The sequence below is a fragment of the Variovorax sp. PBL-E5 genome (assembly GCF_901827185.1).
Classification (GTDB): domain Bacteria; phylum Pseudomonadota; class Gammaproteobacteria; order Burkholderiales; family Burkholderiaceae_C; genus Variovorax.
In genome coordinates, this window is record NZ_LR594673.1 from 472922 (window position 1) to 499019 (window position 26098).

Consider the following 26098-nt stretch of genomic DNA (forward strand, 5'->3'; position numbering starts at 1 on the left):
TGCCCATGAAAGACCCCAAGTTGTCTCCTTCGGACGTGCTCATCGTGTTCGCCGACCTGCAGGCCGGCATCGTCGACCTGCCACTCACCATCGAGAAGGACGACCTGCGCCGCGGCGTGCGCGGTCTCGCCAAGTTGGCCAGGACGCTGGACATCCCGGTGGTCGTCTCGGTGATTCCCGACCACGGTGGCGGCCCCGCCCAACCGATCGCCGAACTCGCCGAGGTCGTGGCGAAGTACCGGCCCTTGCAACGCTCGGCGCCCGACTCCTGGACCAACGACGCCATCCGCCAGGCCATCGAGAAGAGCGGGCGCAAGACGCTGCTGATCTCGGGCGTCGCGACGGAGATCGCGGTGCAGCTGCTCAGCCTCTCGGCCGCTGCCAACGGCTATCGCGTACTGGTGGTCGAGGATGCGTGCGGCGGATTGAGCACGCGGTCCGAGGACGCGGCATTCCGGCGCCTGGCCGCGGCCGGCGTCACGACGACATCGGTGGTCGCGCTGGCAGGCGAATTCGCAGGCGACTTCACCCAGCCGCAGGGAGGCGCCGTGATCGGCGTCGTCTATGACATGGTGACTCGATGAACTTCGAAGACGCGCCGGATGCGTTCCGCGCACAGATCCGCGACTGGCTCCAGGGCAATTGCCCGCCGGAGATGCGCATCCCGCCGCTCGGCGAGGACGACATCTGCTGGGGCGGCCGGCGATGGGTCTTCAGCTGCGACGCGCAGCGCCTGTGGATGGAGCGAGCGGCTGCCGTCGGCTTCACTGTGCCGGGCTGGCCGCGCGCCTATGGCGGCGCCGGTCTCTCGCCGGAGCAGTTGCGCATTTTCGATGAAGAGATGATGCGCATCGATGCGCGCTCGCCGCTGGAGAGCTTCGGCATCTGGATGCTCGGGCCGGCGCTGCTGAAGTTCGGCACGGAAGCGCAGAAGCGTCTGCACCTGCCGCGCATCGCCAGGGGCGAGATCCGCTGGTGCCAGGGCTATTCGGAGCCTGGGGCGGGATCGGACCTCGCGTCCCTGTCCACGCGGGCCGAAGACCGCGGCGAGCACTTCGTCGTCAACGGCCAGAAGATCTGGACCAGCTATGCCGACCAGGCCGATTGGATCTTCTGCCTCGCGCGCAGCGACAGTGCTGCGCCGAAGCACCGGGGCATCTCCTTCCTGATGTTCGACATGGCAACCTCGGGCGTGACGACGCGCCCGATCAAGCTGATATCGGGCAAGTCGCCCTTCTGCGAGACCTTCTTCGACGACGTCGCCGTGCCCAAGGACAACCTTGTGGGTCCCTTGCACGGCGGGTGGACGGTGGCCAAGTACCTGCTGACGCAGGAGCGCGAGATGATCTCGGGCCGTGCGCGCGGACTGCACGACGGCCGCGCGCTGCGCAGCATCGTGCAGGAACTCACGGGCGCCGAGGATGGCCGGATCGCCGATCCAGCACTGCGCGCACGCGTCGCACATGCGGAGATCGATGCCATGGCGCTCGAAGCGACCATCGCGCGCTTCGTCGACGAAGCGGCCCGCGGTCAGGAGATCGGCGATCGCTCTTCCGTGCTCAAGTATTGCAATGCCGAGATCGCCAAGCGCCGCCAGGGGCTTATCGTCGAAGCGGCCGGGATGGACGGGTTGCGATGGGATTTCACGCGTCGCGACGGCGGTCCGGTGGCGCAGGACTGGCTTCGGTCGAGAGCGAATTCGATCGAAGGCGGCACGGCCGAAATCATGCTCGGCATCGTGGCCAAGAGACTGCTCGATCTTCCGGGGAGTTGATAAACGATGTCACTGACACCGACAGATGAAGAGGCGATGCTGGCAGCGAGCGCGCGCGAGTTTCTTGCGCGGCGCGCTTCGCCGCGGGACTTGCGCGCCCTGCGCGACGAGCGCGTGGCGGCCGCGTTCCGCGGCGAGGTGTGGCAGGAGATGGCTGCGATGGGCTGGGCCGGCATGCTGGTGGATGAGCAGCATGGCGGCTCGGACTTCGGCCATTTCGGCAGCAGCCTTCTCTGCATGGAGATGGGGCGGCAGTTGTCGGCCTCGCCATTCGTATCGACGGCGGTGATGGGCGCGATCGCAATGCGAGGCGCGGTGCCGAGCCTTCGCGATCGCTGGCTGCAACGGATCGCCGACGGCAAGGCCATCGTCGCCTTGGCCGTGGATGAAAGCCAGCAGCATGCACCGACCCGGACCGCACTCACGGCAACGCACGATGGCGATGGCTTCATCTTGCGAGGCGAGAAGCGCTTCGTCGTCGACGGTCAGGCTGCCGACGCCTTCGTCGTGGCGGCCAGGACGTCGAAGCGCGCGGGCGATACAGACGGCCTGAGTCTTTTCCTGGTCGAGGCCGGGCAGCCCGGCATTACGGTGCAGCCTCTGGACATGATCGACAGCCGTGCCGCGGCCTCTGTCGCTTTCGACGGCGTTCGCGCAGGTCCGGACGACGTGATCGGCAAAGTCGACCAGGCGTGGTCGCTGCTCGAAGACGTGCTGGACGCCGGCCGCCTGGCACTGGCGGCCGAGCTGGCAGGCATGGCCGACGAAGTTCTGTTGCGCACGACAGACTACTTGAAGCAGCGTCGGCAGTTCGGCCAGCCGATCGGCAGCTTCCAGGCGCTGCAGCATCGCGCGGCGGATCTGTATTGCCAGATCGAACTGGCGCGATCGACCGTGATGCAGGCCGCGCGCCTGCGCGACCATGGCGATCCGCGTGCTGGCCTTCACGCGTCGGTGGCGAAATGCAAGGCCGGCGAAGCGGCTCGCAGAGTCACCGAGGAGGCCGTGCAGATGCACGGCGGCGTCGGCATGACCGATGAACTCGACGTCGGCCTCTTCCTCAAGCGGGCACGCGTGGCCGGCGCGCTGCTGGGCGACTGCGACTTCCACGCGGATCGCGTGGCCTCCATGCTGCACTTCTGACTGCGAGGACGACGATGCAACCGATCGAACATCAATGGATCCACGTAGCCTTCGAGGAGAAGACCCAGTTCACCGAAACCTACGGCTTCGCCGGCAGCCAGGGCACCGTCAACCTGGAGGGCGTGCTGATCCGCCCGGTCGGCGAGCACAGCCGCACGCTGTTCCTGCTGATGCATCCGAGCACCACGCTGCAGTTGTTGCCATTGCCGTCTGCGCTCGCTTGCGCCGGCCACGCGGTGCTGTGCATGGGCAGCCGCTACGTGAAGAACGATGCGCCGCTGATCTACGAGAAGGTCGCGCTCGATCTCGGCGCCTGCGTGCGCCATGCGAAGGAGCGATTGGGCTACCGCAAGGTCGTGCTGCTCGGCTGGTCCGGCGGCGGATCGCTCGCGCTGTTCTACCAGTCGCAGGCCGAGCGTCCGGACATCAAGCAGACGCCGGCGGGCGATCCGGTGGATCTGACCGTTGCCGAGCTGATGCCCGCGGATGGCGTGATCGTGGAGGCCGCTCACCTTTCGCGCGCGCGAACCTTGTGCGACTGGATCGACCCGTCGGTGCGCGACGAGTCGAACCCCGACGATCGCAACCCCGAGTTCGACCTGTACTCGCCGAATCTGCCCGTGCGCCCGCCCTACCCCGCCGACTGGCTGCGTGCCTACCGGCAGGCGCAGGAGCAGCGCGTGCGCAACATCACGGCCCGCGTCCGCGAGACCCTGGAGGACCTGCGGCGGCGGGGTGGCGCCGAGCTCGAGCGCGGCTTCGTCACCCATCGCACGCTGGCCGAGCCGCGCTTCCTCGACGGCACCATCGAGCAAAACGACCGCCCGATCGGGCGCTGCTATCTCGGCGTGCCGGAGACCGCCAACACCGGCCCCGTGGGCCTCGCGCGTTTCTCCACGCTGCGGGGCTGGCTATCGCAATGGTCGATCGACGATTCGCGTGCCGACAGCGAACGCTGCGCCGCGCGCATGAGCGTGCCGCTGCTGGCGATCGAGCACAGTGCCGACGACGCCGTGCCCCAGCCCGACACTGGCCGCGTGTTTCGTGCCTGCGCGAGCAAGGACAAGACGATGCATTGCATCCAGGGTGCGAATCACTATTTCCAGGGCCAGCCCGAACATCTGACCCATGCCGTGAACCTGATCGACGCGTGGGCAGGCCGCTTCGAAGCATGAGCAGCACCGCAAACACGACCGCCACGCGACCGCTCGACGGCATCCGCGTCGTCGAACTCGGAAGCCTCATCGCGGGGCCGTTCGCGGCCAAGACGCTTGCCGACTTCGGTGCCGAAGTCATCAAGATCGAGCCACCCGGCACCGGCGATCCGCTGCGCGTCTGGCGTGCACCCGAAGGCGAGACGGCGGTCTGGTGGCACGTGCAGTCGCGCGACAAGAAGTCGGTTGCGGTCGACCTGCGTCAGGCCGAGGGCCAGGCGCTGGTCCGCAAGTTGGTCGAGACGGCTGACGTGCTTGTCGAGAACTTCCGCCCCGGCACGCTCGAAGGCTGGGGCCTGGGCTACGAGGCCCTTTCTGCCGTGAATCCGGGCCTGATCATGCTGCGGATCTCGGGCTACGGCCAGACCGGTCCCTTGCGTGACCTGCCGGGCTTCGGCGTGATCGCCGAGGCCATGGGCGGGCTGCGCCACATCACCGGAATGCCTGGCGAGCCGCCGGTGCGGCCCGGCGTGAGCATCGGCGACTCGCTGTCGGCACTGCACGGCGTCATCGGGGTTCTGCTCGCGCTCTATCACCGCAGCACGCGCGACGGCCGCGGGCAGGTCATCGACGTGGCGCTCTTCGAGTCGGTCTTCAACATGATGGAGGGAGCCGTTCCCGAATACGACCGCTACGGCCTGCAGCGCGAGCCCGCGGGCAGCGCGTTGGCCGGCGTGGCGCCGACCAATGCCTATCCCTGTTCCGATGGCCGCTACGTGCTGATCGCCGGCAACGGCGACAGCATCTTCAAGCGGCTGATGGATCTGATCGGCCGCGACGACCTGGGCCGGGACACGGCGCTCGTGGGAAACCCGGGCCGCGTGAAGCACGTGGAGACGATCGACGAGGCGATCGGCGCCTGGACCCGAACGCGGACGCTGGACGAGGCGCTCGTCGCTCTGGCCGACGCCAAAGTCCCGGCGGGCAAGCCCTATACCGTGAAGGACATCGTCGGGGACCCGCACTACCAGGCGCGCGGCATGCTGCAGAAGCTGCAATTGCCCGATGGCAGCGCGCTGACCGTGCCCGGGGTAGTGCCCAAGCTCAGCGATACGCCAGGAGGCTTCAGCGGCGGCGGACCCGCTCTAGGCGCACACACCGATGCGGTACTGCGCGCGACCGGCGTCGGCGATGTCGAATTGCAGGCCCTGCGCGCGCGAGGAGTGATCGCGTGAGCGAATCGAAGCGCAAGGTACACGTCCACGAGGTCTTCATGCGCGACGGTCTGCAGAACGAGGCCGTGTTCGTGCCGACGGATGAGAAGGCGCGCATGGTCGATGCGCTCTCGCGAACCGGCCTGACCAAGATCGAGGTGACCTCTTTCACCTCCGCCAGTGCCATCCCGGCGTTGCGCGATGCCGATGCCCTGATGCAACGCATCGAGCGTCGGCCGGGCGTCGTCTATGCCGCCCTCGTGCTCAATCTGCGCGGTGCGCAGCGCGCCCTGGATGCGCGCGCCGACGAACTCAACCTCGTGGTCTCGGCCAGCGAGACCCACAACCTGGCCAACACGCGCATGACGCGGCGGCAATCGCGCCATGCGCTGCGCGAGGTCTGCCGGCTTGCGGGCGAGCACGCCAAAGTAGCGCTGTCCATCGGCACCGCCTTTGGCTGCCCGATGGAAGGCGCGGTGCTCTTTGATGACGTGCTGGACATTGCCGACGAGTTCGTCGGCAGCGGCGTTGCTGGAATCACGCTGTGCGACACCACTGGCATGGCCGACCCGGCGCAGGTTCGCAAGGCCTGCGCCGGTTTGGCCGGGCGCTGGCCCGGTGTTGCGCTCACACTGCATCTGCACGACACGCGCGGCATGGGTCTGGCCAATGCCCTGGCGGGGCTGGAGGCAGGCATTACGCGCTTCGATGCCTCGCTGGGCGGTCTGGGCGGCTGCCCCTTCGCGCCGGGCGCCAGCGGGAACATCTGCACCGAGGACCTGGTTCATATGCTCGAGGCGGTCGGCTGCGATACCGGCGTCGATCTGCAGGCACTCATCGATTGCGCGGCGGAACTGCCCGGCATCGTCGGTCACGAGATTCGCGGGCAGGTCTGGCGTGCAGGGTCTGCTGATCGGCGCTATCCGCGGCCCGCCGACTTCGAACAGATCGTTGAGCGGGCGCACGTCCGCGAATCGATGCAAGCCGCCGTCGGTTCCTGATTCGACGGCGGCTGGTTCTGGTGCGAAGTAAATGTCCGAGCGTCCGCGTTCTTGCGAATGGATTGTTGATGGAGGAAGGTCGACGTCTTTGCATCGAGGATGTTGACGATGGAACCGGAGAAGGATGCCTACGCTACAAGCTGAGCCTACGTGACCTGGTGGAGATGATGGCCGAGCGCGACCTTGCCATCGCTCCCACCACGATCATGCGCTGGGTCCAGCGTTTCGTGCCCGAATTAGAGAAGCGTTGGAATCGCGTTGCCCGCAAGGCCGGTCGGTCGTGGCGCGTCGACGAGACCTATGTGAAGATCCGCGGCAAGTGGACCTATCTCTACCGAGCCGTCGATCGGGAAGGTCAGACCGTCGACTTCCGGCTGAGCATCACGCTGGACGGCTACGCCGCCTCGCATCGTGCCGTGCGGGAATTGAACTATCCGCGCAGAACGCCGGTTGGAAGGACACGCCGCTGAGATCGCATCCGCAAGGGCCAGTGCAATCTCAACCGACTGCGCATTGCGAGCCAAGCTGCGCCCGTGATCTGGAACGCGGTGCTTTCGGCTGGACTGGCGCGACACGTCGTCCGACATCGCTGGAAATTCGCACCAGAACCTGGCTGGCATCCTACGAGGTCCCAGGTTCGTGCAACTCCTCCGCGACGGTGGTGCGACGGAGTTCACGCACGTATTTCGTCTCGTCGAAGGGCATGGCGCGATGCATGGTGCAGCGGTTGTCCCACATCAGCAGATCCCCTGGACGCCAAACGTGCGCATGCACGAACTCTGGCCGAGTGGCAAAGGCCATCAGCTCATCCAATAGCTGGCGGCTTTTGTCGTCAGGCAGACCGACGATGCGCTCGGCATGCGAGGCGAGGTAGAGCCCGGGACGACCGGAGCCCGGATGGACGCGCACCAACGGCTGAACGCACGGCACGAAACTTCTGCGTTCGGCTTCGTCCAGCGGTGGCGAACCGGGAATGAGGCTGCGCGAGAAGGCCAGCGAGTGCTGCACCTGCAGCGTGCGAAGCACCTGCTGCTTCTGCGGCGACAGGGCATCCCAGGCCGCACGCATGTCGGCAAACTCGGTGTTGCCTCCTTGCTCCGGGAGGCTTTTCGCGCACAGGAATGTGTACTTCCCCGAAGGCTTGCGGAACGAACTGTCGGTGTGCCAGAGCTTGGTCGTCAGCGCGTAGAGGCGGCGAGGATGATCGACGCCCAGGGGAAAGCCGTGTTCGTCCACATTGGAGATGTCGCTGAGTTCTTCCCTTTGCAAGCGTCGCTCGAGGTTCTGGCGCTGCAAGGTAATGGAGCGCTGAGGCTGTCCAAAGTAGCTGGAAAAGCGCAACTGCTGCTCGTCGTCAATCGCCTGGTCTCGGAACACCAGCACGCCGTGCGTGTCGATGGCCGCCGTCACGGCCGATCGCATGGCCTCGCTGAGCTCCTGGCGCAGATCCAATCCCACCACTTCGGCGAAGAAAAGCGGATGTATGCGATTGACTTGAAATGGCATGTGCATGTCGCTGCGTTCTCTCTGTTGGGGCCTCGGCGATCAGGCGGTCCAGGCGAAGCCGGGATTCCTCAGTTGGTAGTAGAGCGCGCCATCCTGCAGCACCAGCGACTTCATCATGCCCGCGCCGCGGTTGTGATGGGAGTGCATCGCACGCGCAGGCGTGACCATCAGGCCGAAGGGAATCCAGTCGATGCGCTCGCCGGCCACCATGGAGTACACGCCTTCGCTCTCGATGGCCAGCGTGAGCGCCGCGGCGTTGTGCAGGTGCGGGCGCTGGTTGCCGCCGGGCTCGAGCGTGTTCACCGCGGCCGTCATCGTCGGCAGGATGGATTTCATGCGCGCCATCGGCGTCGTCGCGAAGATGACCGACTTGCCTGCCGTGCGCTGCGGCCCGGTGCGCGCCTGCACGACGCCCAGCGATTCATCGATCTTCGCGGACCTGAACAGCGCCGGCGCGACGACCTGGTTGTCGGCCGCCATGGGCGCCCGCACGCCGCCATAGCAGATCTCGGGCTCGTTGGTGACGCAGAACAGCACGCTGTCCGCGCGGGCCTCGTGTTGCGTGGCGCTGGCGCCGGGCAGCACGAACAGGTCGCCCGCCGCCCACTCGATGCGCGCCTCGCCGGCCTGCGTCGCTCCCTCGCCGCGGATCACGTAGAACACCTCGCCCGTGGCCTCGAACGCATGCGAGATCGAATCGCCGCCACGCAGCACCACATAGCGCGCCAGCATGGCCGGCGTGGTGGCCGGCCAGCCCAGACCCAGCATGGACGACAGGTCCATCGCGATCAGGCCGGTCGGCGCGTTGCGACCGAGCGCCCTGCGCTGCTCGTCGGCGAAGAGGCAGGGCGGCACCTCTGCCAGCCCACGGTCGAAGGCGCCTTCGGGCACATGGAAGATCGCGTCGCGCTCGGCCGGGTTCAACGTTGCCACGGACATGTCGGGCTCCTTGAAGGGTTCAGTTCTCGAACTTGATCGCGGCCTTCTCGACCACCCCGCTCCAGCGCTTGAAGTCCGTATCCAGCCGGGTCTGGAACTGCTCGGGCGTGCCGGACATGCCCATCGTCACGCCGGCCGCGCTCAGGCGCTGGATCACTTCGGGTTCGAGCGAGGCTTGCACGATGGCCTTGGCGACGGCATCCACATAGGGCTTGGGGGTTCCCGCCTTCATGAACACGCCGAACCAGGACGTCAGGTCCAGGCCCGGATAGCCCAGCTCGCCGGTGGTCGGCACGTCGGGGAACAGGTCGCTGCGGTGCTCGCCGGCGATGGCAAGCACCTTGGCCTTGCCCGACTTCTGCAGCGTGGACAGGCCCACGATGCCCGAGCATGCGTACTGGATGTCGCCGCTGATCAGCGCCTGGGTGAACTCGGCCGTGCCCTTGTAAGGGATGTGCACGGTCTGCATGCCGGCCATCTGGTTGAGCATCTCGCCGCCCAGATGGGTCAGGCTGCCGATGCCGTCGGAGCCGAAGTTGAGCTTGCCGGGGTTCGCCTTGGCGGCAGCGATCAGTTCCTTGAAGCTGCCGATGTTGGCCTTGGTGCTGGAGGCGAAGGCGAGCGCGCTGCCGCCCATCAGGCTGACCGGCACCACATCCTTGCGCGCGTCGTACGGCAACGCTTGCTTGCGATAGGCGCTGATGACCGGGAACACGACCTGCGTCGACAGCGTGCCGAAATAGATGGCATGCCCGTCGGCCGGAATCTGCAGGAACTGCTGCATGGCGGGCACGCCCTGCGCCCCTGGCTTGTTCTCCACGATCACCGGCGTGCCGAGGATCGTCGAGAGCCTTTCTGCGAACACGCGGCCCGTGAGGTCGGTCGGTCCGCCCGGCGGATAGGGCACGATGAAACGGATCGGCTTGGTGAAGCGGGCTTGCGCCCATGCCGGCGCATGCGCGAACAGGCCGGCGGCCAGCGCCAGTCCGGCGAGGCTTGCAAGCCCGGCGCGGCGCGAGAGGTTCGTCGCGGATTTCTTCATGGTGTCTCCTGGTAGTTGATTCAGTGGGCCAGCGCCAGGCCGGGTCGCGGCCAGTCGAGGGCCACCAGCTCGCCGTTGCCCGACAGGGTCACGTAGGCCGTGCGCCGATCGGGACCGCCGAAGCAGATGTTGGTCACGTAGGTCTCGCCGTCGATCGGCACGTGTTCCATCCGCTGCCCTTGCGGCGACACGACGGTGATGCCGGCCTTGATGATGGTGGCGATGCAGACGTTGCCGCCGGCCTCGACCGCCAGCGAATCGAAGCGCATGTACTCGGACGCGGCATGCAGCAGGCGCCCGCCGTTGGGCGATGCCGGCCAGGGCATCGGCGCGATCTCGCCAGGCGCATCGATGGCCCAGGCCCACAGCCGCGCTGTGTCGGTCTCGGCGACATACAGGGTCTTGCCGTCGGGCGCGAGGCCGATGCCGTTGGGCGTGATGAGCGGAAACACGACCTCGCGGATCAGGCTGCCGTCGGCGCGCGCGTAGTAGACGCTGCCGCGGTCGGTATCGCGCTCGCGCACCTTGCCGTGGTCGGTGAACCAGAAGCCGCCGTGGTGGTCGAAGACGAGATCGTTCGGTCCCTTGAGCCGCACGCCGTTGCAGCTGTCGTAGAGCGTGGTGCACGCGCCGGTTTTCAGATCGACACGCTGGATCGATCCGCTGACGTACGAAGGCGCGGTGCCGTGCGGCAGCAGCCAGCGGCCGCGCGGCACCCAGTTCAACCCGCCGTTGTTGCACACGTAGAGCGCGCCATCGGGACCCAGCGCCGCGCCGTTCGGCCCACCGCCGGTCTCGGCGCAGGTGCGGCGCATGCCCTTCGCGTCGATGCCGGTGATCACGCCGCCGCCGACTTCCACGCACAGCACGCTGCCGTCGTCCAGCACGACGGGCCCTTCGGGGAATCTCAACTTGTCCAGCACTGTCCTCACAAAAACCTCCGGGCCGCGCGCACGGCGGCACGCTTCAGTCTCGCAAAAGTTTAGGCCGCGCAGCCGTCATTCGACGGCACGCGCTGCGTTCAACATGTATGTGCTGAATTGCCGTTCGCAGGGCAAACGTCATTGCGTGCCGGGCCCGTGCCGCCTCAGAGTGGCATCACTTCATGCTGACCCTCAAGACTGTCATCGAGCGCAACGAGCGCTGGTACCCCGACGTCCAGGCCTACGTGCAGGGCGAGCGCGTCCTCACCCATCGCCAGTACGCGCAGCGCGTGCGCAAGCTCGCCGCGGCGCTTGCCGCCACAGGCCTCGCGCGCAACGGCCGCGTCGCCGTGCTCTCGATGAACTCGATCGCGTACTGCGAGATCTACGGCGCCTGCGAATGGGCCGGCTTCATGGCCGTCACGCTGAATTTCCGGCTCGCCGCGCCCGAGATCGCATGGATCCTCGCCGACAGCACGCCCGCGGTGCTGTTCTTCGAGGCGTCCTTCGCGCCGATGGTGGCGACGCTTCGTCTTGCGCTGCCCGCCATGCGCTGCGTCTGCATCGGCGAGGCCATGGCATGGGCCGAGGACTGCGAGGCGCTGCTTGCCCGCGGCGACGAGGCAGGCCCGCCTTTCGGGCCGACGCCGGACGACTACGCCTCGCTCATCTACACCAGCGGCACCACGGGCCGGCCCAAGGGCGTGCTGTCGACGCAAGCCACCGTGCTGGCCACGGCCGAAATGCTGGCGCAGGAGATGGACATGGCGGCGCACAGTCGCTCGCTGCTGATCACGCCGCTCTTCCACGTGGGCGCCAGGAATGTGCGGGCGGCGCAGGCCTGGCGCTACGGCACCTGCGTGATCGAGCGCGGCTTCGATGCGTCGCGCCTGGCCGGCCTCGTGCAGCGCGAGCGCATCAACACCATGTTCCTCGTCGCAGCCCAGCTGCAGATGCTGCTGGACCAGCCCGACATCGACAGCCACGACCTGAGCAGTCTCGTCACCGTCGGCATGGCCGGCGCGCCGATCCCCGTGCCGCTGCTGGAGCGCGCCATCGCGCGCATGGGCCGCGCCATCATGGTCCAGTACGGCATGACCGAAGGACAGATCGCCAGCCTCTATCGCCACGAGCTGCGCCCGCGCGGCACGCCCGAGGAGATCCGGCGCATCGGCTCGGTCGGCCACTCGCTGCCGCACGGCCAGCTGCGCGTGGTGGACGAGCGCGGCGCCGATTGCGCACCGGGCCTGCCCGGCGAGGTCTGGTTCCGCAACGCATCGGTGATGGACGGCTACTGGAACAACACCGCGGCCACGCTGGAGGCGCTCGCCGGCGGCTGGATGCGCACCGGCGACATCGGCGTGCTCGACGATGCGGGCTATCTCTTCCTGATCGATCGCAAGAAGGACGTGATCATCTCGGGCGGCGAGAACATCTACAGCCGCGAGGTGGAGGAAGCCTTGCACCGCCACTCGGACGTGACCGAGTCGGCGGTCATCGGCATCCCCGACGTGCGCTGGGGCGAAGCGGTGAAGGCCTACGTGGTGCGCAAGCCCGGCGCGGCCGTCAGTGCCGCCGAGCTGATCGAATTCGCCGCCACGCAGATCGCCCGCTACAAATGCCCGAAGCAACTCGTCTTCGTCGACGCGCTGCCGCGCCTGGCGACCGGCAAGGTGAGCAAGGTGGCGCTGCGCGAAGCCCACCGCGCCGAAGGCCGCTGAGATTCATTTCACGTCCCCGCCAGCAGGGGCCAGACCTCGTCCGCCTGACAGCCGGCGAACGCGGCGGCCAGCTGGCGCCGCCAGTAGGGAACGCTGCCGAACTGGTCGCGCCAGGCCATCAGGCGCCGGGTGCGAAAGTGCAGCACGTATTCGTAGCTGAAGCCGATCGCGCCATGCACCTGGTGCGACAGCGCGAACACGGTGTCGGCCGCATCGCCCAGGCGCGAGCGCGCCGCCGCCACGATCACCCGGTCATCGGGGGCGGCGATCGCCGCATCCAGCACCGCATGCGCGGCGACCACCGCCGAGGCCAGTTCCGCGATCATCTGCTGCACCACCTGGAACTTGCCGATCTCGCGGCCGAACTGCTTGCGCTCCAGCGCGTAGGCCGTGGTGCGCTCCAGGCACCAGCGCATCGCACCGATCATCTGCGCGCCACGCAGCAGGGCCGCACGGCGCAGCAAGGCATCGAAATCCATGCCGTCGATCGGCAGCCAGTCGACGGCTGGCGGCAGCTCGAAATCGGAGGCGGGCTCGCCCGCCGCATCCGCGATCGAATCCTGCAGCCGCAGGCCGGACGTGGGCAGCACGGCCAACCGTGCGCCGGCGCCGGTGCCCGCGCGCGCGACCACCAGCACCTGCGCCGACGCACCCGCCCACGCCGCGCCACGCATGCGCGTCGGCAAGGCCTCGCCGTCGGCGAACAGGAGGCACAGCGGCCCGGCCGCCGGTTCGCGGCCGGCCAGTGCCAGCAGTGCGTTGCCCATGATCAGTTCCAGCACCGGTACCGGCAGCGCATGCCGGCCGGCCGCCTGCAGGATCGCCGCGGCACCGGCCAGCCCGGCGCCGATGCCGCCTGCGTCCTCGGGCACCAGCGCGAGGCCGATGCCGGCCTCCTCCACCGCCGTCCAGATCGCTTGCGGAAACGTGCCGTCCTCGGCCGATTCGATGCGCGCCGGCATGGCGATGTCGCCGAACAGCCGCTCGGCCATGTCGGCGAACTGCGCCGTGTCGTTATCGTTATCGTTGTCGTTGTCCTGGCTCATGTCGTTCATCTCAGGCCCAGTCCGCGCGCGATCACGCCGCGCAGGATCTCGCCGGTGCCGCCGCGGATGGTGAAGGCCGGCGCATAGCGCTGCGCGCTGGCCAGCAGCGCCCGCAGCGCGGGCAGATCGGCGCCTTCGAACAGCGCGTCGGCATGGACGATGCTGCGCACCGTGCGCACGATCTCCTGCTCGAGCCGCGTGCCGATGTCCTTGGCGATCGAGGCCTCCAGGTTCGGCGTCTTGCCGGCCTGCAGCATGCTGGCGATCGACAGCGAGATCTGCCGCACGGCCATCAGCTGGCCGAACAGCCGGCCGATCTCCATCGCACTCGCGTCCGAGGGACGAGGGCCCGCGGCCTGCACCAGCTCGGCCAGCAGGCGAAAGCTGCTGAGCCAGCGTTCGGGGCCGCTGCGCTCGTAGGCCAGCTCGGCGCTAACCTGGTTCCATCCATGGCCCGGCTGGCCCACCACGTCGGCATCGGACACGAACACGTCCTGGAACACCACCTCGTTGAAATCCTGCACGCCCACCATGCTGCGGATCGGGCGGATGGCCACGCCCGGGCTGTCCAGCTTGATGAGGATCTGCGTGAGGCCCGACTGCCGGTTGCCTTCGTCGGCCCTGGCCGTGCGCACCAACGCGATCATGTAGTCGACGCGGTGCGCGTTGGTGGTCCAGAGCTTGGCGCCGTTGATGCGCCAGCCGCCGTCGACGCGCGTGCCGCTGGTGCGCAGCGAGGCCAGGTCGGAACCCGAGTCGGGTTCGCTCATGCCGATGCAGAAGGCCAGTTCGCCGCGCGCGATGCGCGGCAGGTATTCCTGCTTCTGCGCCTCGGTGCCGAACTTCAGCAGCACCGGTCCGCTCTGCCGGTCCGAGATCCAGTGCGCACCGACGGGCACGCCGGCGGCCAGCAGTTCCTCCGTCACCACGTAGCGCTCCAGCGCCGTGCGCTCGTGGCCGCCGTAGCGGCGCGGCCAAGTCATGCCGATCCAGCCCCGCGCGGCGATCCTGCGCGAGACCTCGGGCGAGAAGCCGAGCCCGACCTTGTCGGGGTACGGCAGGCCGCCGGCGGCGCGCTCGGCGGCGACGAAGCCGCGGACCTCGCGGCGCAGCGCCATCAGCTCGCCGGGCAACGCGGGCAGTTCGAGGTGCAGGGAAGAAACGGTCATGAACGGTCGAGAAGAGAAGGTGCGGGCGCGACGGCGCGCCATGCGACGCTCATTCGCGCCACGAGCTGTCGATCTGGTCGAGCATGCGCAGCAGCGCCGTCCATTCCAGCGTGAAGGTGCGGCCGTCCTGCGTCTTGCGGCGGTCGCGCGCGGTATCGAATTGCTGGGCCGTGGTCGCGGACACGGCATCGCTCAGCACCGACAGCGGCGTGCCGCCCGCGAGCGCGGCCACCTGGACCTGGCAGGCGCGCTCAAGGTAGTGCGTCTCGATGAAGGCCTCGGCCACGCTGCGCCCGCAACCCAGGATGCCATGGTTGCGCAGCAGCATCGAGAGGTTGTCGCCGAGGTCGTGCGCCAGGCGCCGGCGTTCCGCATCGTCGTCGGCCACGCCCAGGTACTCGTGGTACGACAGCCGGCCGTGGAAGCGCAGCGCGTGCTGGCTGATCATCCGCAGGCCCGCCTGCTGGGCCGCGACGGCGATGCCCGCCGTGGTGTGCGTGTGGATCACGCAGGCGATGTCCGGTCGCGCCTCGTGCACTGCGCTGTGGATGAAGAAGCCCGCGCGGTTGATCGGCGCATTGATCTCCGTGACGGGATTGCCCCTGAGGTCCACCCGCACCAGGTCGCTGGCGCGGATCTCATGGAACATCAGGCCGTAGGGATTGATGAGGATGGCTTCCTCCTCGCCCGGAATGCGGCCCGACACGTGCGTGTAGATCAGGTCCGTCATGCGGTAGTGCGCAAGCAGCCGGTAGCACGCGGCCACGTCCAGCCGCACTTGCCATTCGGCGTCCGACATCGATGAAGGTTTCATTGATGCGAAGCGTAAGCCCGGGCCCTCGCATTCGCCAGTTGCCGCGCACGATTTCCACATACGTGATGAATTGCCGCCGACTCTGTGCGCGGCACGGTACACGCCGCATGCGGCCGTAGCATTCGTCGCAACGGGACTGATCCCACGCACAGAGGAAACGACCATGAATCCAGCCATCCCGCGCGGCGCCTTCGCGCAGCGTGCCCTTCGCCGCCATCTGCTGGGCCTCGCACTGGCCCTTGCCGTCAGTCCCTTCGCCTTCGCGCAGCCGGCCGCATGGCCGGCACAACCGATCCACCTGATCGTCCCCTTCCCCGTCGGCGGCCCGACCGACATGGCCGCGCGGCTGGTGGCGGAGAAGCTCACGCATTCGCTCGGCCAGCCGGTCATCGTGGACAACCGCGGCGGCGCGGCAGGCATGCTGGGCACGCTGGCGCTGGCCCAATCGAAGGGCGACGGCTACACCATCGGCCTGATCGGCAACGGCCTCGTCACGCTGACGCCCTACGTACGCAAGGACGTCGGCTTCGATCCGCTCAAGGACCTGATCCCGCTCTCCAAGGCCGTCGACATTCCGCTGGTCGTGGTGGAGAACGTTGCGCTGCCGCCGAAGACCATGAAGGAGTTCATCGCCTATGCCAGGGCCAACCCGGGCAAGCTCAGCTACGGTTCGGACGGCACGGCGTCGCTCACCCACCTGAGCTTCGAGATGTTCAAGCAGGCGCAGGACATCCACCTGGTGCACATCCCCTACCGCGGCACCGCGCAGATACTGACCGATCTGCTGGGCAACCAGATCCAGGTATCCATGAGCGGCATCGCCGGGCCGCTGCCGCACATCAAGTCGGGCAAGCTGCGCGCACTGGCAGTCACCAGCGCCAGGCGCGTGCCCGCGCTGCCCGACACGCCGACGATGATCGAGCTGGGCATGAAGGACTTCGACATCACCACCTGGTTCGCCTTCTTCGCGCCGGCCGGCGTGCCTGCGCCGGTGGCCGCGAAGCTCAACGAACACCTGGGGCGCGCGCTGCGGGAGCCCGACGTGATCGAGAAGCTGCGCGGCGCGGGCATGGAAGCCGCGCCTTCCTCGCAGGCGGAGATGGACCGCATCGTGCGCCGCTACATCGCGCAATGGCAGGGCGTGATCAAGAGTGCGAACATCAAGCTGGACGATTGACCGGCGCCCTCACCCGCCGTCACCCACCGACCGCATCCCGTGCGCCGGCCTTCGGCGCGACGTAATGCTCGGGGTAGATGCGGCGCACCATCTCGCCGCTCTTGCCGTAGCCCAGGCAGGCGCCGACCACCGGCGGTGGTCCGCCGTCGGGCGGCACGCCGTAGACGCGCTCGGCCGCGGCACGATCGTTCCATCGGATCTGGCTGGACAGCGTCTGGATGGCCACCGTCGCCATGGTCTGGAACAGCGTCAGCACATGCGTGCAGCCGGCCTCGCCGCCGACGCGCGCCTGCAGCTCACGATGAAAGCCCGCGCCCAGCCTGAGCCCGACCAGGCGCTGGAAATTCGGCACGGCGCCGGGGCATTCGGGGAAGGGATGGCTGTCGATGCGGACCTCGACCTCGCGCAGCGCGCGCGCATCGTCCATCGCGAAGCGCACCCACATCTCGTGGAATTTGCCGCCGGCCGGTACCGAGGGGCGAAACGGTGTCGGGCTTTCGTAGGTGCGCGTGTCCACCAGGCTGGCCTCCACTTCCCACAGGCCGTCGTCGCGCCGGAAGCCTTCGCAGCGGATGGTGCGGTCGTTCAGCGGCTGGCGGGGCTGGGGGTGTGAAAGCGGCATGGGATCTCCGGTCCGCCCTCAGTCTAAGGGCCGTCGGCGCGCGCAAAGCAACAGGCATGTGATGAATGGCGCCGGTGCGCGCATCCACGCTTTTGCGCCGTCCCGCTTTGCGGCCCACTGAGGGGATGGAAGACCCTGTGCATTTCGAAACCCTGCCCGGCCGCGTCGGCCTCGTCACGCTCGACCGGCCCGCGGCGCTCAACGCGCTGGACATGCGCAGTGTCCGCCTGCTGCGCGAAGGCATCCGTGCGATGGAGGCGGATGCGGGCATCGACGTCATCGTGCTCACCGCCTGCGGCGAGCGCGCCTTCTGCGTGGGCGTGGACCTGAAGGAGCGTCAGCGCCTGGGCGACGAGGCATCGCGCGACTTCGCCGCGATCCACGAATGCTATGCGGCCGACCCTTCGCGGCAGCTCGCGGGCTTCGGCCGGAAGGCCTGAGCGGCCGCGGCTCAGGCGCCGGTGCCGGGCGTGCGCCGCGGCATCCTCTGCGGCTCGGGGTCGAGCGCGAAGGCCGGGTACTGCAACACCAGGACTTCCAGGCCCGCGGCACCGGCATGCAGCGCCATCGGCGCCTCGTCCCCCGAATGCCAGACACAGGCCGGCGGTCCCAGCGCTTCGCCGTGCGCGACGAGCGCGCCCGACACCACCACGTGATAGCGCCCGCCGCTGTCGCGCTGGGCAGGCGCGGTGGCGCGGCCGCACGGCGGCACGCGCACCACCCACGCGGCCAGGCCGCTGGCGTCCGATGCGATCAGCACTTCAGTGATCGGCTGCGCCAGCCCGGCGAGCGAGGCCGAGGTTGACACATGGATCGGGCCCACGCTTTCCTGCCGCTTGCGCAGGCCCTTGCGCATCTTCTCGCGCGACTCGGGCAGATACCACGCACCCGGATCGGTGACGGTGCGCAGCGTGAGGTAGTCCAGGCCCTCGGGGCCGGCGACGAGCGGGCCATAGCCGGCCTCGCGCGAAGCGTAATGGATGCTCACCGCGTCGAGCGCATGCGCGCCCAGCGTGCCGCCGCCGCGCGTCACCACCTGGAACTGCTCTTCGAGATGGAAGTGCGTGGGTAGCACCCAGCCGGGCTGCTGATGAACCAGGAAGGCCTGCGGCGCGGGGCGCGGACCGGCCTCGGTCTCGATCAGGTACTCGGTGTAGCCGCGGAAGTTGCCTTCATCGAAGACGCGGGTGCGGGTCTTTCTTTCGACGATACCGATGCGTTCCATTTGCCTTGCCTTCCGGATTCCTTGCCGCCAGTATGGCCACATGGCGGAACGAGACAACGCCGGCGCCGAGCCCGCCGCGCATTGCACATGCATGTGATATTTCGCCGCGCCCGCTTGTGCTGCCGCATGACCGTCGGCTAGTGTCGGCCGATGGAACCCACGGCTTCCCGGCTCTTCTCTCCTTTCGACTTGCGCGGCGTTCGCTTTCGCAACCGCATCGGCGTGTCGCCCATGTGCATGTATGCCTGCGGCCCGGACGGCCTGGCCACGCCCTGGCACATGGTGCATCTGGGCATGCGCGCACCGGGCGGCGCCGGGCTCGTCGTGGCGGAAGCCACCGCCGTCGCGCCGCACGCGCGCATCTCGCCGGCGGACCTCGGCCTGTGGTCGCGCGCGCATGCCGACGCGCTCGCGCCGATCACGCAATTCATCTCCGGCCAGGGCTGCGTGCCCGGCATCCAGCTGGCGCACGCCGGGCGCAAGGGCAGCACGCGCAGCCCCTGGATCGGACGCGATGCGGTGCCCGAATCGGAAGGCGGCTGGCAGGTGCAAGCGCCCTCGCCTCTTCTCTTTTCGCCGCTGAACGCGATGCCGCGCGAGATGAGCGAGGCGGACATCGCACGCACGATCGGCGAGTTCGGCGCGGCGGCGGGCCTCGCCTTCGAGGCCGGCTTCCGGTACCTCGAACTGCACCTGGGCCACGGCTACCTGGCGCACCAGTTTCTCTCGCCGCTCAGCAACCGGCGCACCGACGGCTGGGGCGGCGATTTCGAGGGCCGCACGCGCTTCGCGCGCGCGCTGGCGAAGGCCGCGCGCGCGGCCTGGCCGGACGAACTGCCGCTGGCCGCACGCCTGTCGATCACCGACTGGGTCGAGGGCGGCTGGACGGCCGACGAAGCCGTGCGGCTGGCCGGGCTGCTGGGCGAAGCCGGTGTCGACCTCGTCGTGTGTTCGAGCGGCGCCATCGTTCCCGGCGCCATGCCGCCGGACGGTCCCATCATGCAGTTGCCCTTCGCAGCCCGTGTGCGCGCGCAGGCCGGCGTGGCCTCCGGCGCCGTGGGCCAGATCACCGAGGCCGCACAGGCGGAACAGATCATCGCAAGCGGCGGCGCCGACCTCGTGTTCCTGGCCCGCGCCATGCTGCGCGATCCGTTCTGGGCCGTGCATGCGGCCGAGGCGCTCGGCGCACCAGCGCCCTGGCCCATCGCCTATGGCCGCGCCGTAGGCCAGCGGCAGGGGCGCGTGCAGCGGCCTCAGCGGCCGTAGTTGGCCGGACGCTTTTCGAGGAAGGCCGCCACGGCCTCGCGATGGTCGTCGGTCTTGTGCGAGACCGCCTGGAACACGGCGGACATTTCGAGGATGCTGTCCAGCCGCGAATGGATGGCTTCGCGCATGAGGCGCTTGGCCAGCCGCACGCCGTGCGACGGGTTGACGGCGATGCGGTCCGCAAGCTGGCGTGCCGCGGGCATGAGTTCTTCGGCCGGCACGACGCGCGACACCAGGTTCCATTCGAGCGCCTGCCTGGCATCGATGGCGTCGCCGGTGAAGGCCATCTCGGCCGCGCGCGACAGGCCCACGGTGCGCGGCAGCAGCCATGCGCCGCCGTCGCCGGGGATGATGCCGAGCTTCACGAAGCTCTCCGCGAACCGCGCCTTGTCGGACGCGATGCGGATGTCGCACATGCACGCCAGGTCGAGGCCTGCGCCGATGGCATGGCCGTTGACCGCGGCGATCACCGGCACCTCGAGGTTGAACAGCGCCAGCGTCAGGCGCTGGATGCCGCGGCGGTAGTCGTGGCGGATGTCCATCTCGCTCACTTCGGCGGTGGACTGGCGCTGCATCTCGCGGATGTCTCCGCCGGCCGAGAACGACGGCCCGTTGCCGGTCAGGATCACGGCACGCACGCTGCGGTCGTCGTGGATGCGATCGATCGCGACCAGGAATTCCGCCACCGCCGTGTTGCCGGTCAGCGGGTTGCGCTGCTCGGGCTGGTTCATGGTGAGCGTGACGATGGCGCCCGTCTGCTCGTACAACAAGAAGTCTGTCATCTCTGGTGTCCTCTCAGGTGCCGGCGAGTCTGGCGGGCACGCCGCCAAAAGTCCAATACACAAAGGCCGCCGGGCCATGCGGTATTCATATGGCGCCGCTGCACTTCGCTATTGGACAGTGCGCATGGCCGGCGATAACCTGCCCCGATGGCAGACCTTCTCGACAACCTGCGCCTGGCCACGCTGCCCGCGCATGCCGACAACTTCAGGGCGAAGGTCAAGACCTTCCTGAGCCGCGAACTGCCGCCCGCGCAGGCCGACGTGCGCTCGCGCTCATGGCTGGCCTTCGACGCCGACTTCAGCCGCGCGCTGGCGGCGCAGGGCTGGGTCGGCGTCACGCTGCCGAAGGCCCATGGCGGCGCCGACCTCGACGCCTTCAGCCGCTTCGTGCTGGTGGAAGAGCTGCTGGCCGCCGGTGCACCCGTGGGCGCACACTGGATCGCCGATCGCCAGAGTGGTCCCTTGATCCTCAAGTACGGCAGCGAAGCGCAAAAGAACTTCTACCTGCCGCGCATCTGCCGCGGCGAGGCCTTCTTCGGCATCGGCATGAGCGAGCCGAACGCCGGCTCCGACCTGGCAGCCGTCGGCACGCGCGCGACCCGCACCGGCCGCGGCTGGCGCCTGAACGGCCGCAAGATCTGGACGACCAACGGGCACCGCTGCCACTACGTGATCGCGCTGGTGCGCTCTTCCGGCACGGCCGCCGACCGACACGCGGGGCTGTCGCAGTTCATCGTCGACCTGTCCTTGCCCGGCGTCACCGTCCGGCCGATCGTCGACCTGACGGGCGACGCGCACTTCAGCGAGATGTTCTTCGACGACGTGGCGCTGGACGAGGCCGCGCTGATCGGCGCCGAGGGTCAGGGCTGGCAGCAGGTGACCGCCGAGCTGGCCTTCGAGCGCAGCGGGCCCGAGCGCATCTACTCGAGCATCGTCCTGCTCGACCGCTGGATCGCATGGCTGCGCAAGACAGGCGGCGCCGACGCGCACCTGGAAACGCTGGGCCGCTTCGCCACCCACCTGGCCACGCTGCGCCACATGTCCATCACCGTCACGGCGCGGCTCGCGGCCGGCGAAAGCCCGGTGGTGGAAGCGGCGTTGGTGAAGGACATCGCCACCGAGTTCGAACAAAGCATCCCCGCGATCCTGGAGGCGGCGCTGGGCGCGGACCCCGGCGCCGCGATCGACGACGACCTGCTGCGCGCCCTGGCCTACGTGAGCCAGATGGCGCCCACCTTCTCGCTGCGCGGCGGCACCCGCGAGATCCTGCGCGGAATGATCGCGCGCGGTCTCGGCCTGCGCTGACAACAGAAGGACCTTCATGTTCGCCGAAGCACTCGCATCCATCCTCCGTGACCACTGCACGCCGGCCGACGTGCGCGCCATCGAAGCCGGCGGCTCCCACGCCGCGCTGCTGGCGACCATCAGCGACGCCGGCTTTCTGGAACTGCTGGCCGCCGAGGAAGAAGGCGGCGCGGGCGCCAGCCTGTCCGACTTCCATCCGGTGCTCGCGCTGTGCGGCGCGCATGCCGTGCCGCTGCCGCTGGCGCAGACCTTCGGTGCGCGCCTGCTGGCGCCGCGCGAGGCCTTGCCCGACGGCCTGATCACCTTCGCGCCCGGGCTGGCACGCGACGCGGACGGCGCGCTGCACGCAGCGCCGGTGCCGTGCGCGCTCGTCGCCGCGCATGTGATCGCGGCCGACGGCGATGCGCTGCGGCTGCTGCCCGTGGCCGGCGCCCGGCGGGTACCGACCGGCGTGCACGGCAGCCTCGCCGCATCGCTGCACTGGCCCGCCGGTGCAGGCCGCGTATTGCCGTCAGGCGCCGCCGCCGGCCTGCAGCCGCTGGCCGCCGCACTGCACGCCGGCCTGCTCGCCGGTGCCATGAAGCGCGTGTTCGACATGACGCTGGCCTACGGCAACGAACGCGTGCAGTTCGGCAAGTCGATCGGCAAGTTCCAGGCGGTCCAGCACCAGTTGAGCGTGATGGCGGAGCACGTGGCCGCCGGCTGCATCGCGGCCGAAGCCGCATTCCAGGGCGCGGCCCGCATCCCTGCCGATGGCGCCTGTGCCATGGCCAAGGCCCGCACCAGCGAGGCGGCGCAGCTGGTGGCCTCGATCGCGCACGCGTTGCACGGCGCGATCGGCATCACCGAGGAATACGACCTGCAGCTCTACACCCGCCGCCTGCACGAATGGCGCATGGCCCACGGTTCGGAGACACACTGGAACCGCGTGCTCGGCCGCCTGCTGATCGACAGCCCGCACACCCTGGCGGCGGATTTCGTGCGCGCCATCGGCACCGCCGGCACCACCCCCACATCCACTTCCCCCTAGGAGCACCATGTCCCGCTATTCCGGTTACGAACGCCTGCTGATCCAGCAGGACGGCAAGATCCTTCGCATCACCCTCAACCTGCCCGAGAAGCGCAACATCGTCGGCGGCCCCATGAGCCTGGAGCTGATCCGTGCCGTGCAGACCGCCTCCAGCGACGACAGCGTGGCCGTGATCGTGCTCACCGGCGCGGGCGGCAGCTTCTCGGCCGGCGGCGACATCGTGGGCATGCAGACCAAGATCGACGACCCCAGCCTGTTCTACAAAGGCGTGATCCATTCGCGCCAGCTGGTGTTCAGCATGCTCGACTGTCCCAAGCCTGTTGTCTGCCGCGTCAACGGCCACGCCATCGGCCTGGGCGCGACCATCGCGCTGCTGTGCGACGTGGTGATCGCCAACGAGGACGCGAAGATCGGCGACCCGCATGTGCGCATGGGCCTGGTGGCCGGCGATGGCGGCGCGCTGATCTGGCCGCAGTTGATCGGCTATGCGCGTGCGCGCAAGTACCTGCTGGGCGGGGATCTCATCACCGGCAAGCTGGCCGCCGAGATCGGCCTCATCGCCGAAGCCGGACCGATGGACGTGGTGGACCGCCTGACCGAAGAGTGGGCGCAGAAGTTCGCCGAGGGCGCGACGCAATCCATTGCCGGCACCAAGATCACCATCAACCTGCCGCTGCGCCAGGCCGCGCAGGCCGCGCTGGACGTGGGCATGGCGTACGAGGGCCTGTCCAACATCACCAAGGACCACCAGGAAGCCGTGAGCGCCTTCATCGAAAAGCGCAAGCCGAGCTTCACCGGCGAATGAACGGCGCCATGAGCACTGCGCAACCCGCGCAGCCGCGCAAGCCCGCCCTCGCCGGCGTCCGCATCCTCGACCTGTCGCGTGTGCTCGCGGGTCCCTGGTGCACCATGACGCTGGCCGACCTGGGCGCGGACGTGATCAAGATCGAGAACCCCGCCGGCGGCGACGACACACGCGGCTGGGGTCCGCCCAACGTGGGCGGCGAGTCGGCCTATTTCTTCTGCGCCAACCGCAACAAGCGCAGCGTGGCGGTCGACATCAGCCAGCCCGAAGGCCAGGCGCTGGTGCGCGAACTGCTCGCGCATTGCGACGTGGTGGTGGAGAACTTCCGCGCCGGCGCACTCCAGCGCTACGGACTGGACTACGAAAGCCTGAGCGCGAGCCGGCCCGACCTGATCTATTGCTCCATCTCCGGCTACGGCCGCAGCTCGCCGCTGGCGGACCGGGCCGGCTACGACTACATCATGCAGGCCGAAGGCGGGCTGATGTCCATCACGGGCGAGGCCGAGGGCGAGCCGATGAAAGTGGGCGTGGCCGTCGCCGACCTGTTCACCGGCATGTACGCGGTGCAGGCCATTCTGGCGGCCATCATCGCGCGGCGCAACGACGGCCTGGGCCAGCGGATCGACATGGCGCTGTTCGACTGCCAGCTGACCATGCTGGCCAACGTGGGCAGCTCGTACCTGGTCTCGGGCAAGGAACCCGTGCGCTACGGCAACGGGCATCCGGCCGTGGTGCCCTATCAGGTGTTTCCCACGCGCGACGCCGAGATCGTCGTCGCGGTCGGCAACGACCGGCAGTTCCGGCTGTTCTGCGAGCAGGTGCTGGAACGTCCCGACATCGCGGCCGACCCGCGCTTCAGCGCCAATGCCGACCGCGCGCGCCACCGCGAGGCGCTGGTGCCGCTGCTGTCGGACATCCTGCGCACGCAGGATGCGGCGCACTGGCAGGCGCGCCTGGCGACCACCGGCATTCCGACCGGCCGCGTGCGCACCGTCGGCGCGGCGCTCGAATCACCGGAAGCGCAGGCGCGCGGCATGGTGAGCGAGGTGGAACATCCGACGGCCGGCTCCATCCGCCTGGTCAGCTCGCCGCTGCGCATGAGCGGTACGCCGGTGCGCACGCCCTCGCCGCCGCCGACGCTGGGGCAACACACCGATGAAGTGCTGGCGGAAATCGGCTGGCCGACGCGCGGGCGCAGCCAGCCGAAGGTCGTTTGAGGGACGCGCAAGGCCCGCGCGTCGACCGGGCAATGGCCTTGCCGCGCGGGTCCGCCCCGACGATCTTCACTCGCCCGCAGCGGCCAGTTCGACATGACGCCGGCGGTGCTGGGCCGCATTGCCCAGCCAGGCCGAGAGCACCAGGGCGCGCTTGAGGTAAAGGCCGATATCGCATTCGTGCGTGTAGCCGATGGCCCCATGCAACTGGATGCACTCGCGCGTGATGCGCAGTGCCGCATCGCTGCAACGTGCCTTGCATCGGCTCGCGACGCGGCTGCGCTCGGGGCCCGTGCAGGCGTCGTCCGTGAACGCGGCCAGTGCCTCGTCGAGCACCGCAGCCGCGAGCTCGCGCTGCACCAGCAGATCGACCGCCTTGTGCTGCAGCGCCTGGAAGCTGCCGATGGGCTGGCCGAACTGCACGCGCGTGCGCATGTAGGCCAGCGTCATGTCGAAGGCTTCGTGCGCCACGCCCAACAGCTCGGCGCTCGCGGCCACGGTCGCCGCGTCGAGCGCCTGCGCGAGCACGGCACGCCCGTGCGCGGGCGCGGCCATGAGCGCGTCGGCCTTGACGGCCACGTGGTCCAGCGCCACCGCGATCGAAGGCGTGCCATCGGTCTGCCAGGTATTCGACACGTGCACCCCCGGGGCATCACGCGGCACATGGAGCACACCGACACCCTCGTCGATGCGCGCCGACACCAGGAAGGCCGTGGCCGCCGCGCCGCCAGCCACCCATCCCTTGCGGCCCGAGATCACGAATCCGTTCCCTTCGCGCCGGGCCTCGGTGCGGATGGCATCGACCGCAATCGATGCGGCCTGTTCTTGCCACGCCAGCGCGAGAGTGGCGGCGCCCGAGGCCACGTCCCCGAGCAACGCACCGGCCTGCGGCTGCACCGCGGCGTGAAGCAACGCGGTGACCGGCAGCACGGCCGTCGCCACGAAGGGCTCGCCCAGCAGGCTGCGCCCCAGCTCCTGCGCGACCGCTGCCGCCTCGCGCAGGCCGAGCCCTGCGCCGCCCTGTGCCTCGGCGACCAGCATGCCGCGCCAGCCCAGCGCCTGCATCTGCGCGAAGGCCGCCGCATCGAAGCCGGGCAGCGCCGGGTGCCATGCGCGTGCGCGCATGGCGCCATGGTCGCGCTCGCCGGCCGCGAAGTCGCGCGCGCTGTCGCGCAGCAGGGTCGCGATGTCGCCGCCTTGATCTTCTGCGTTCATCGGCGGCTCCT

The 26098-nt window shown here is 68.9% G+C and carries 25 protein-coding genes and 1 pseudogene; 15 read left to right on the top strand and 11 right to left on the bottom strand.

The genetic code is table 11. The features are described 5' to 3' along the window. The first annotated feature begins 5 nt into the window (after positions 1–5). The 7 genes and pseudogenes from WDLP6_RS34220 to WDLP6_RS34250 all read left to right on the top strand — a co-directional run. Positions 6–584 (top strand): isochorismatase family protein, encoded by a 579-nt coding sequence (locus WDLP6_RS34220; protein WP_162595714.1) that lies wholly within the window; start codon positions 6–8, stop codon positions 582–584. Then, complete coding sequence (locus WDLP6_RS34225; protein WP_162595715.1) at positions 581–1774, top strand: acyl-CoA dehydrogenase family protein; 1194 nt, start codon at positions 581–583, stop codon at positions 1772–1774. Before WDLP6_RS34220 ends, WDLP6_RS34225 begins: the two co-directional genes overlap by 4 nt. 6 nt (positions 1775–1780) lie before the next feature. Beyond that, the gene (locus WDLP6_RS34230) at positions 1781–2917 is read left to right on the top strand and encodes an acyl-CoA dehydrogenase family protein (protein WP_162595716.1); all 1137 of its coding nucleotides are present in this window, start codon (positions 1781–1783) and stop codon (positions 2915–2917) included. A 14-nt stretch (positions 2918–2931) separates the two neighbouring features. Further along, positions 2932–4092: an alpha/beta fold hydrolase gene (locus WDLP6_RS34235; RefSeq protein WP_162595717.1), complete on the top strand. Its 1161-nt coding sequence runs from the start codon at positions 2932–2934 to the stop codon at positions 4090–4092. After that, positions 4089–5306: a CaiB/BaiF CoA transferase family protein gene (locus tag WDLP6_RS34240; protein WP_162595718.1), complete on the top strand. Its 1218-nt coding sequence runs from the start codon at positions 4089–4091 to the stop codon at positions 5304–5306. The genes WDLP6_RS34235 and WDLP6_RS34240 overlap by 4 nt, the downstream gene beginning before the upstream one ends. After that, complete coding sequence (locus tag WDLP6_RS34245; RefSeq protein WP_269475614.1) at positions 5303–6286, top strand: hydroxymethylglutaryl-CoA lyase; 984 nt, start codon at positions 5303–5305, stop codon at positions 6284–6286. The genes WDLP6_RS34240 and WDLP6_RS34245 overlap by 4 nt, the downstream gene beginning before the upstream one ends. 128 nt (positions 6287–6414) lie before the next feature. Further along, a pseudogene (locus WDLP6_RS34250) lies at positions 6415–6696 on the top strand (DDE-type integrase/transposase/recombinase); the annotation flags it as partial. Between the two features lie 211 nt (positions 6697–6907). Here the strand turns inward: WDLP6_RS34250 and WDLP6_RS34255 are convergent. The 4 genes from WDLP6_RS34255 to WDLP6_RS34270 are packed head-to-tail and all read right to left on the bottom strand — an operon-like array spanning position 6908 to position 10705. After that, positions 6908–7792: a TauD/TfdA dioxygenase family protein gene (locus tag WDLP6_RS34255; RefSeq protein ID WP_162595720.1), complete on the bottom strand. Its 885-nt coding sequence runs from the start codon at positions 7790–7792 to the stop codon at positions 6908–6910. A 39-nt stretch (positions 7793–7831) separates the two neighbouring features. After that, positions 7832–8731 carry a hypothetical protein gene (locus tag WDLP6_RS34260; RefSeq protein ID WP_162595721.1) on the bottom strand — a complete coding sequence of 300 codons (900 nt, stop codon included), beginning with the start codon at positions 8729–8731 and terminating at the stop codon, positions 7832–7834. A gap of 19 nt (positions 8732–8750) precedes the next feature. Next, positions 8751–9773, bottom strand: coding sequence for a Bug family tripartite tricarboxylate transporter substrate binding protein (locus WDLP6_RS34265; protein ID WP_162595722.1), 1023 nt, complete (start codon positions 9771–9773; stop codon positions 8751–8753). A gap of 20 nt (positions 9774–9793) precedes the next feature. Beyond that, entirely contained in the window at positions 9794–10705 is a 912-nt protein-coding gene (locus WDLP6_RS34270) for an SMP-30/gluconolactonase/LRE family protein (RefSeq protein ID WP_162595723.1), read from the bottom strand. A 173-nt stretch (positions 10706–10878) separates the two neighbouring features. Here WDLP6_RS34270 and WDLP6_RS34275 point away from each other — a divergent pair, with 173 nt between their 5' ends. After that, entirely contained in the window at positions 10879–12417 is a 1539-nt protein-coding gene (locus WDLP6_RS34275) for a class I adenylate-forming enzyme family protein (RefSeq protein ID WP_162595724.1), read from the top strand. An 8-nt stretch (positions 12418–12425) separates the two neighbouring features. Here the strand turns inward: WDLP6_RS34275 and WDLP6_RS34280 are convergent, their stop codons facing one another. From WDLP6_RS34280 to WDLP6_RS34290, 3 genes are read right to left on the bottom strand one after another with little or no spacing between them, the layout of a single operon-like run. Beyond that, positions 12426–13463, bottom strand: coding sequence for an acyl-CoA dehydrogenase family protein (locus WDLP6_RS34280; RefSeq protein ID WP_162595725.1), 1038 nt, complete (start codon positions 13461–13463; stop codon positions 12426–12428). A gap of 5 nt (positions 13464–13468) precedes the next feature. Then, positions 13469–14632, bottom strand: coding sequence for an acyl-CoA dehydrogenase family protein (locus WDLP6_RS34285; RefSeq protein WP_162595726.1), 1164 nt, complete (start codon positions 14630–14632; stop codon positions 13469–13471). Positions 14633–14681: 49 nt separating this feature from the next. Continuing rightward, positions 14682–15446: a class II aldolase/adducin family protein gene (locus WDLP6_RS34290; RefSeq protein ID WP_162595727.1), complete on the bottom strand. Its 765-nt coding sequence runs from the start codon at positions 15444–15446 to the stop codon at positions 14682–14684. A gap of 163 nt (positions 15447–15609) precedes the next feature. Here WDLP6_RS34290 and WDLP6_RS34295 point away from each other — a divergent pair, with 163 nt between their 5' ends. Next, entirely contained in the window at positions 15610–16623 is a 1014-nt protein-coding gene (locus WDLP6_RS34295; protein ID WP_162595728.1) for a Bug family tripartite tricarboxylate transporter substrate binding protein, read from the top strand. A 19-nt stretch (positions 16624–16642) separates the two neighbouring features. Here WDLP6_RS34295 and WDLP6_RS34300 read toward each other — a convergent pair whose 3' ends face one another. After that, the gene (locus WDLP6_RS34300; protein WP_162595729.1) at positions 16643–17245 is read right to left on the bottom strand and encodes a DUF2889 domain-containing protein; all 603 of its coding nucleotides are present in this window, start codon (positions 17243–17245) and stop codon (positions 16643–16645) included. A 137-nt stretch (positions 17246–17382) separates the two neighbouring features. Between WDLP6_RS34300 and WDLP6_RS34305 the strand changes: the two genes are divergently transcribed. Further along, positions 17383–17685 (top strand): enoyl-CoA hydratase/isomerase family protein, encoded by a 303-nt coding sequence (locus WDLP6_RS34305; RefSeq protein WP_162595730.1) that lies wholly within the window; start codon positions 17383–17385, stop codon positions 17683–17685. Positions 17686–17696: 11 nt separating this feature from the next. On the opposite strand, the gene WDLP6_RS34310 is transcribed toward WDLP6_RS34305, so the two are convergent. After that, positions 17697–18470 carry a hypothetical protein gene (locus tag WDLP6_RS34310; protein WP_162595731.1) on the bottom strand — a complete coding sequence of 258 codons (774 nt, stop codon included), beginning with the start codon at positions 18468–18470 and terminating at the stop codon, positions 17697–17699. 150 nt (positions 18471–18620) lie between these two features. Between WDLP6_RS34310 and WDLP6_RS34315 the strand changes: the two genes are divergently transcribed. Next, a complete protein-coding gene (locus WDLP6_RS34315) occupies positions 18621–19736 on the top strand; it encodes an NADH:flavin oxidoreductase/NADH oxidase (protein WP_162595732.1) in 1116 nt (371 codons plus the stop codon). Here WDLP6_RS34315 and WDLP6_RS34320 read toward each other — a convergent pair. Beyond that, positions 19724–20518, bottom strand: coding sequence for a crotonase/enoyl-CoA hydratase family protein (locus WDLP6_RS34320; RefSeq protein WP_162595733.1), 795 nt, complete (start codon positions 20516–20518; stop codon positions 19724–19726). The two genes, WDLP6_RS34315 and WDLP6_RS34320, sit on opposite strands and share 13 nt — an antisense overlap. A 147-nt stretch (positions 20519–20665) precedes the next feature. Between WDLP6_RS34320 and WDLP6_RS34325 the strand changes: the two genes are divergently transcribed. Genes WDLP6_RS34325 through WDLP6_RS34340 form a run of 4 tightly spaced genes read left to right on the top strand, consistent with a single transcriptional unit; the run spans position 20666 to position 24875 of the window. Beyond that, complete coding sequence (locus WDLP6_RS34325) at positions 20666–21823, top strand: acyl-CoA dehydrogenase family protein (protein WP_162595734.1); 1158 nt, start codon at positions 20666–20668, stop codon at positions 21821–21823. A 16-nt stretch (positions 21824–21839) separates the two neighbouring features. Continuing rightward, complete coding sequence (locus WDLP6_RS34330; RefSeq protein ID WP_162595735.1) at positions 21840–22853, top strand: acyl-CoA dehydrogenase family protein; 1014 nt, start codon at positions 21840–21842, stop codon at positions 22851–22853. Positions 22854–22860: 7 nt separating this feature from the next. Next, positions 22861–23658: an enoyl-CoA hydratase/isomerase family protein gene (locus tag WDLP6_RS34335; protein WP_162595736.1), complete on the top strand. Its 798-nt coding sequence runs from the start codon at positions 22861–22863 to the stop codon at positions 23656–23658. Between the two features lie 8 nt (positions 23659–23666). Then, positions 23667–24875 (top strand): CaiB/BaiF CoA transferase family protein, encoded by a 1209-nt coding sequence (locus WDLP6_RS34340; protein ID WP_162595737.1) that lies wholly within the window; start codon positions 23667–23669, stop codon positions 24873–24875. Positions 24876–24941: 66 nt separating this feature from the next. Here the strand turns inward: WDLP6_RS34340 and WDLP6_RS34345 are convergent, their stop codons facing one another. Then, positions 24942–26087, bottom strand: coding sequence for an acyl-CoA dehydrogenase family protein (locus WDLP6_RS34345; protein ID WP_162595738.1), 1146 nt, complete (start codon positions 26085–26087; stop codon positions 24942–24944). Positions 26088–26098: the final 11 nt, after the last annotated feature.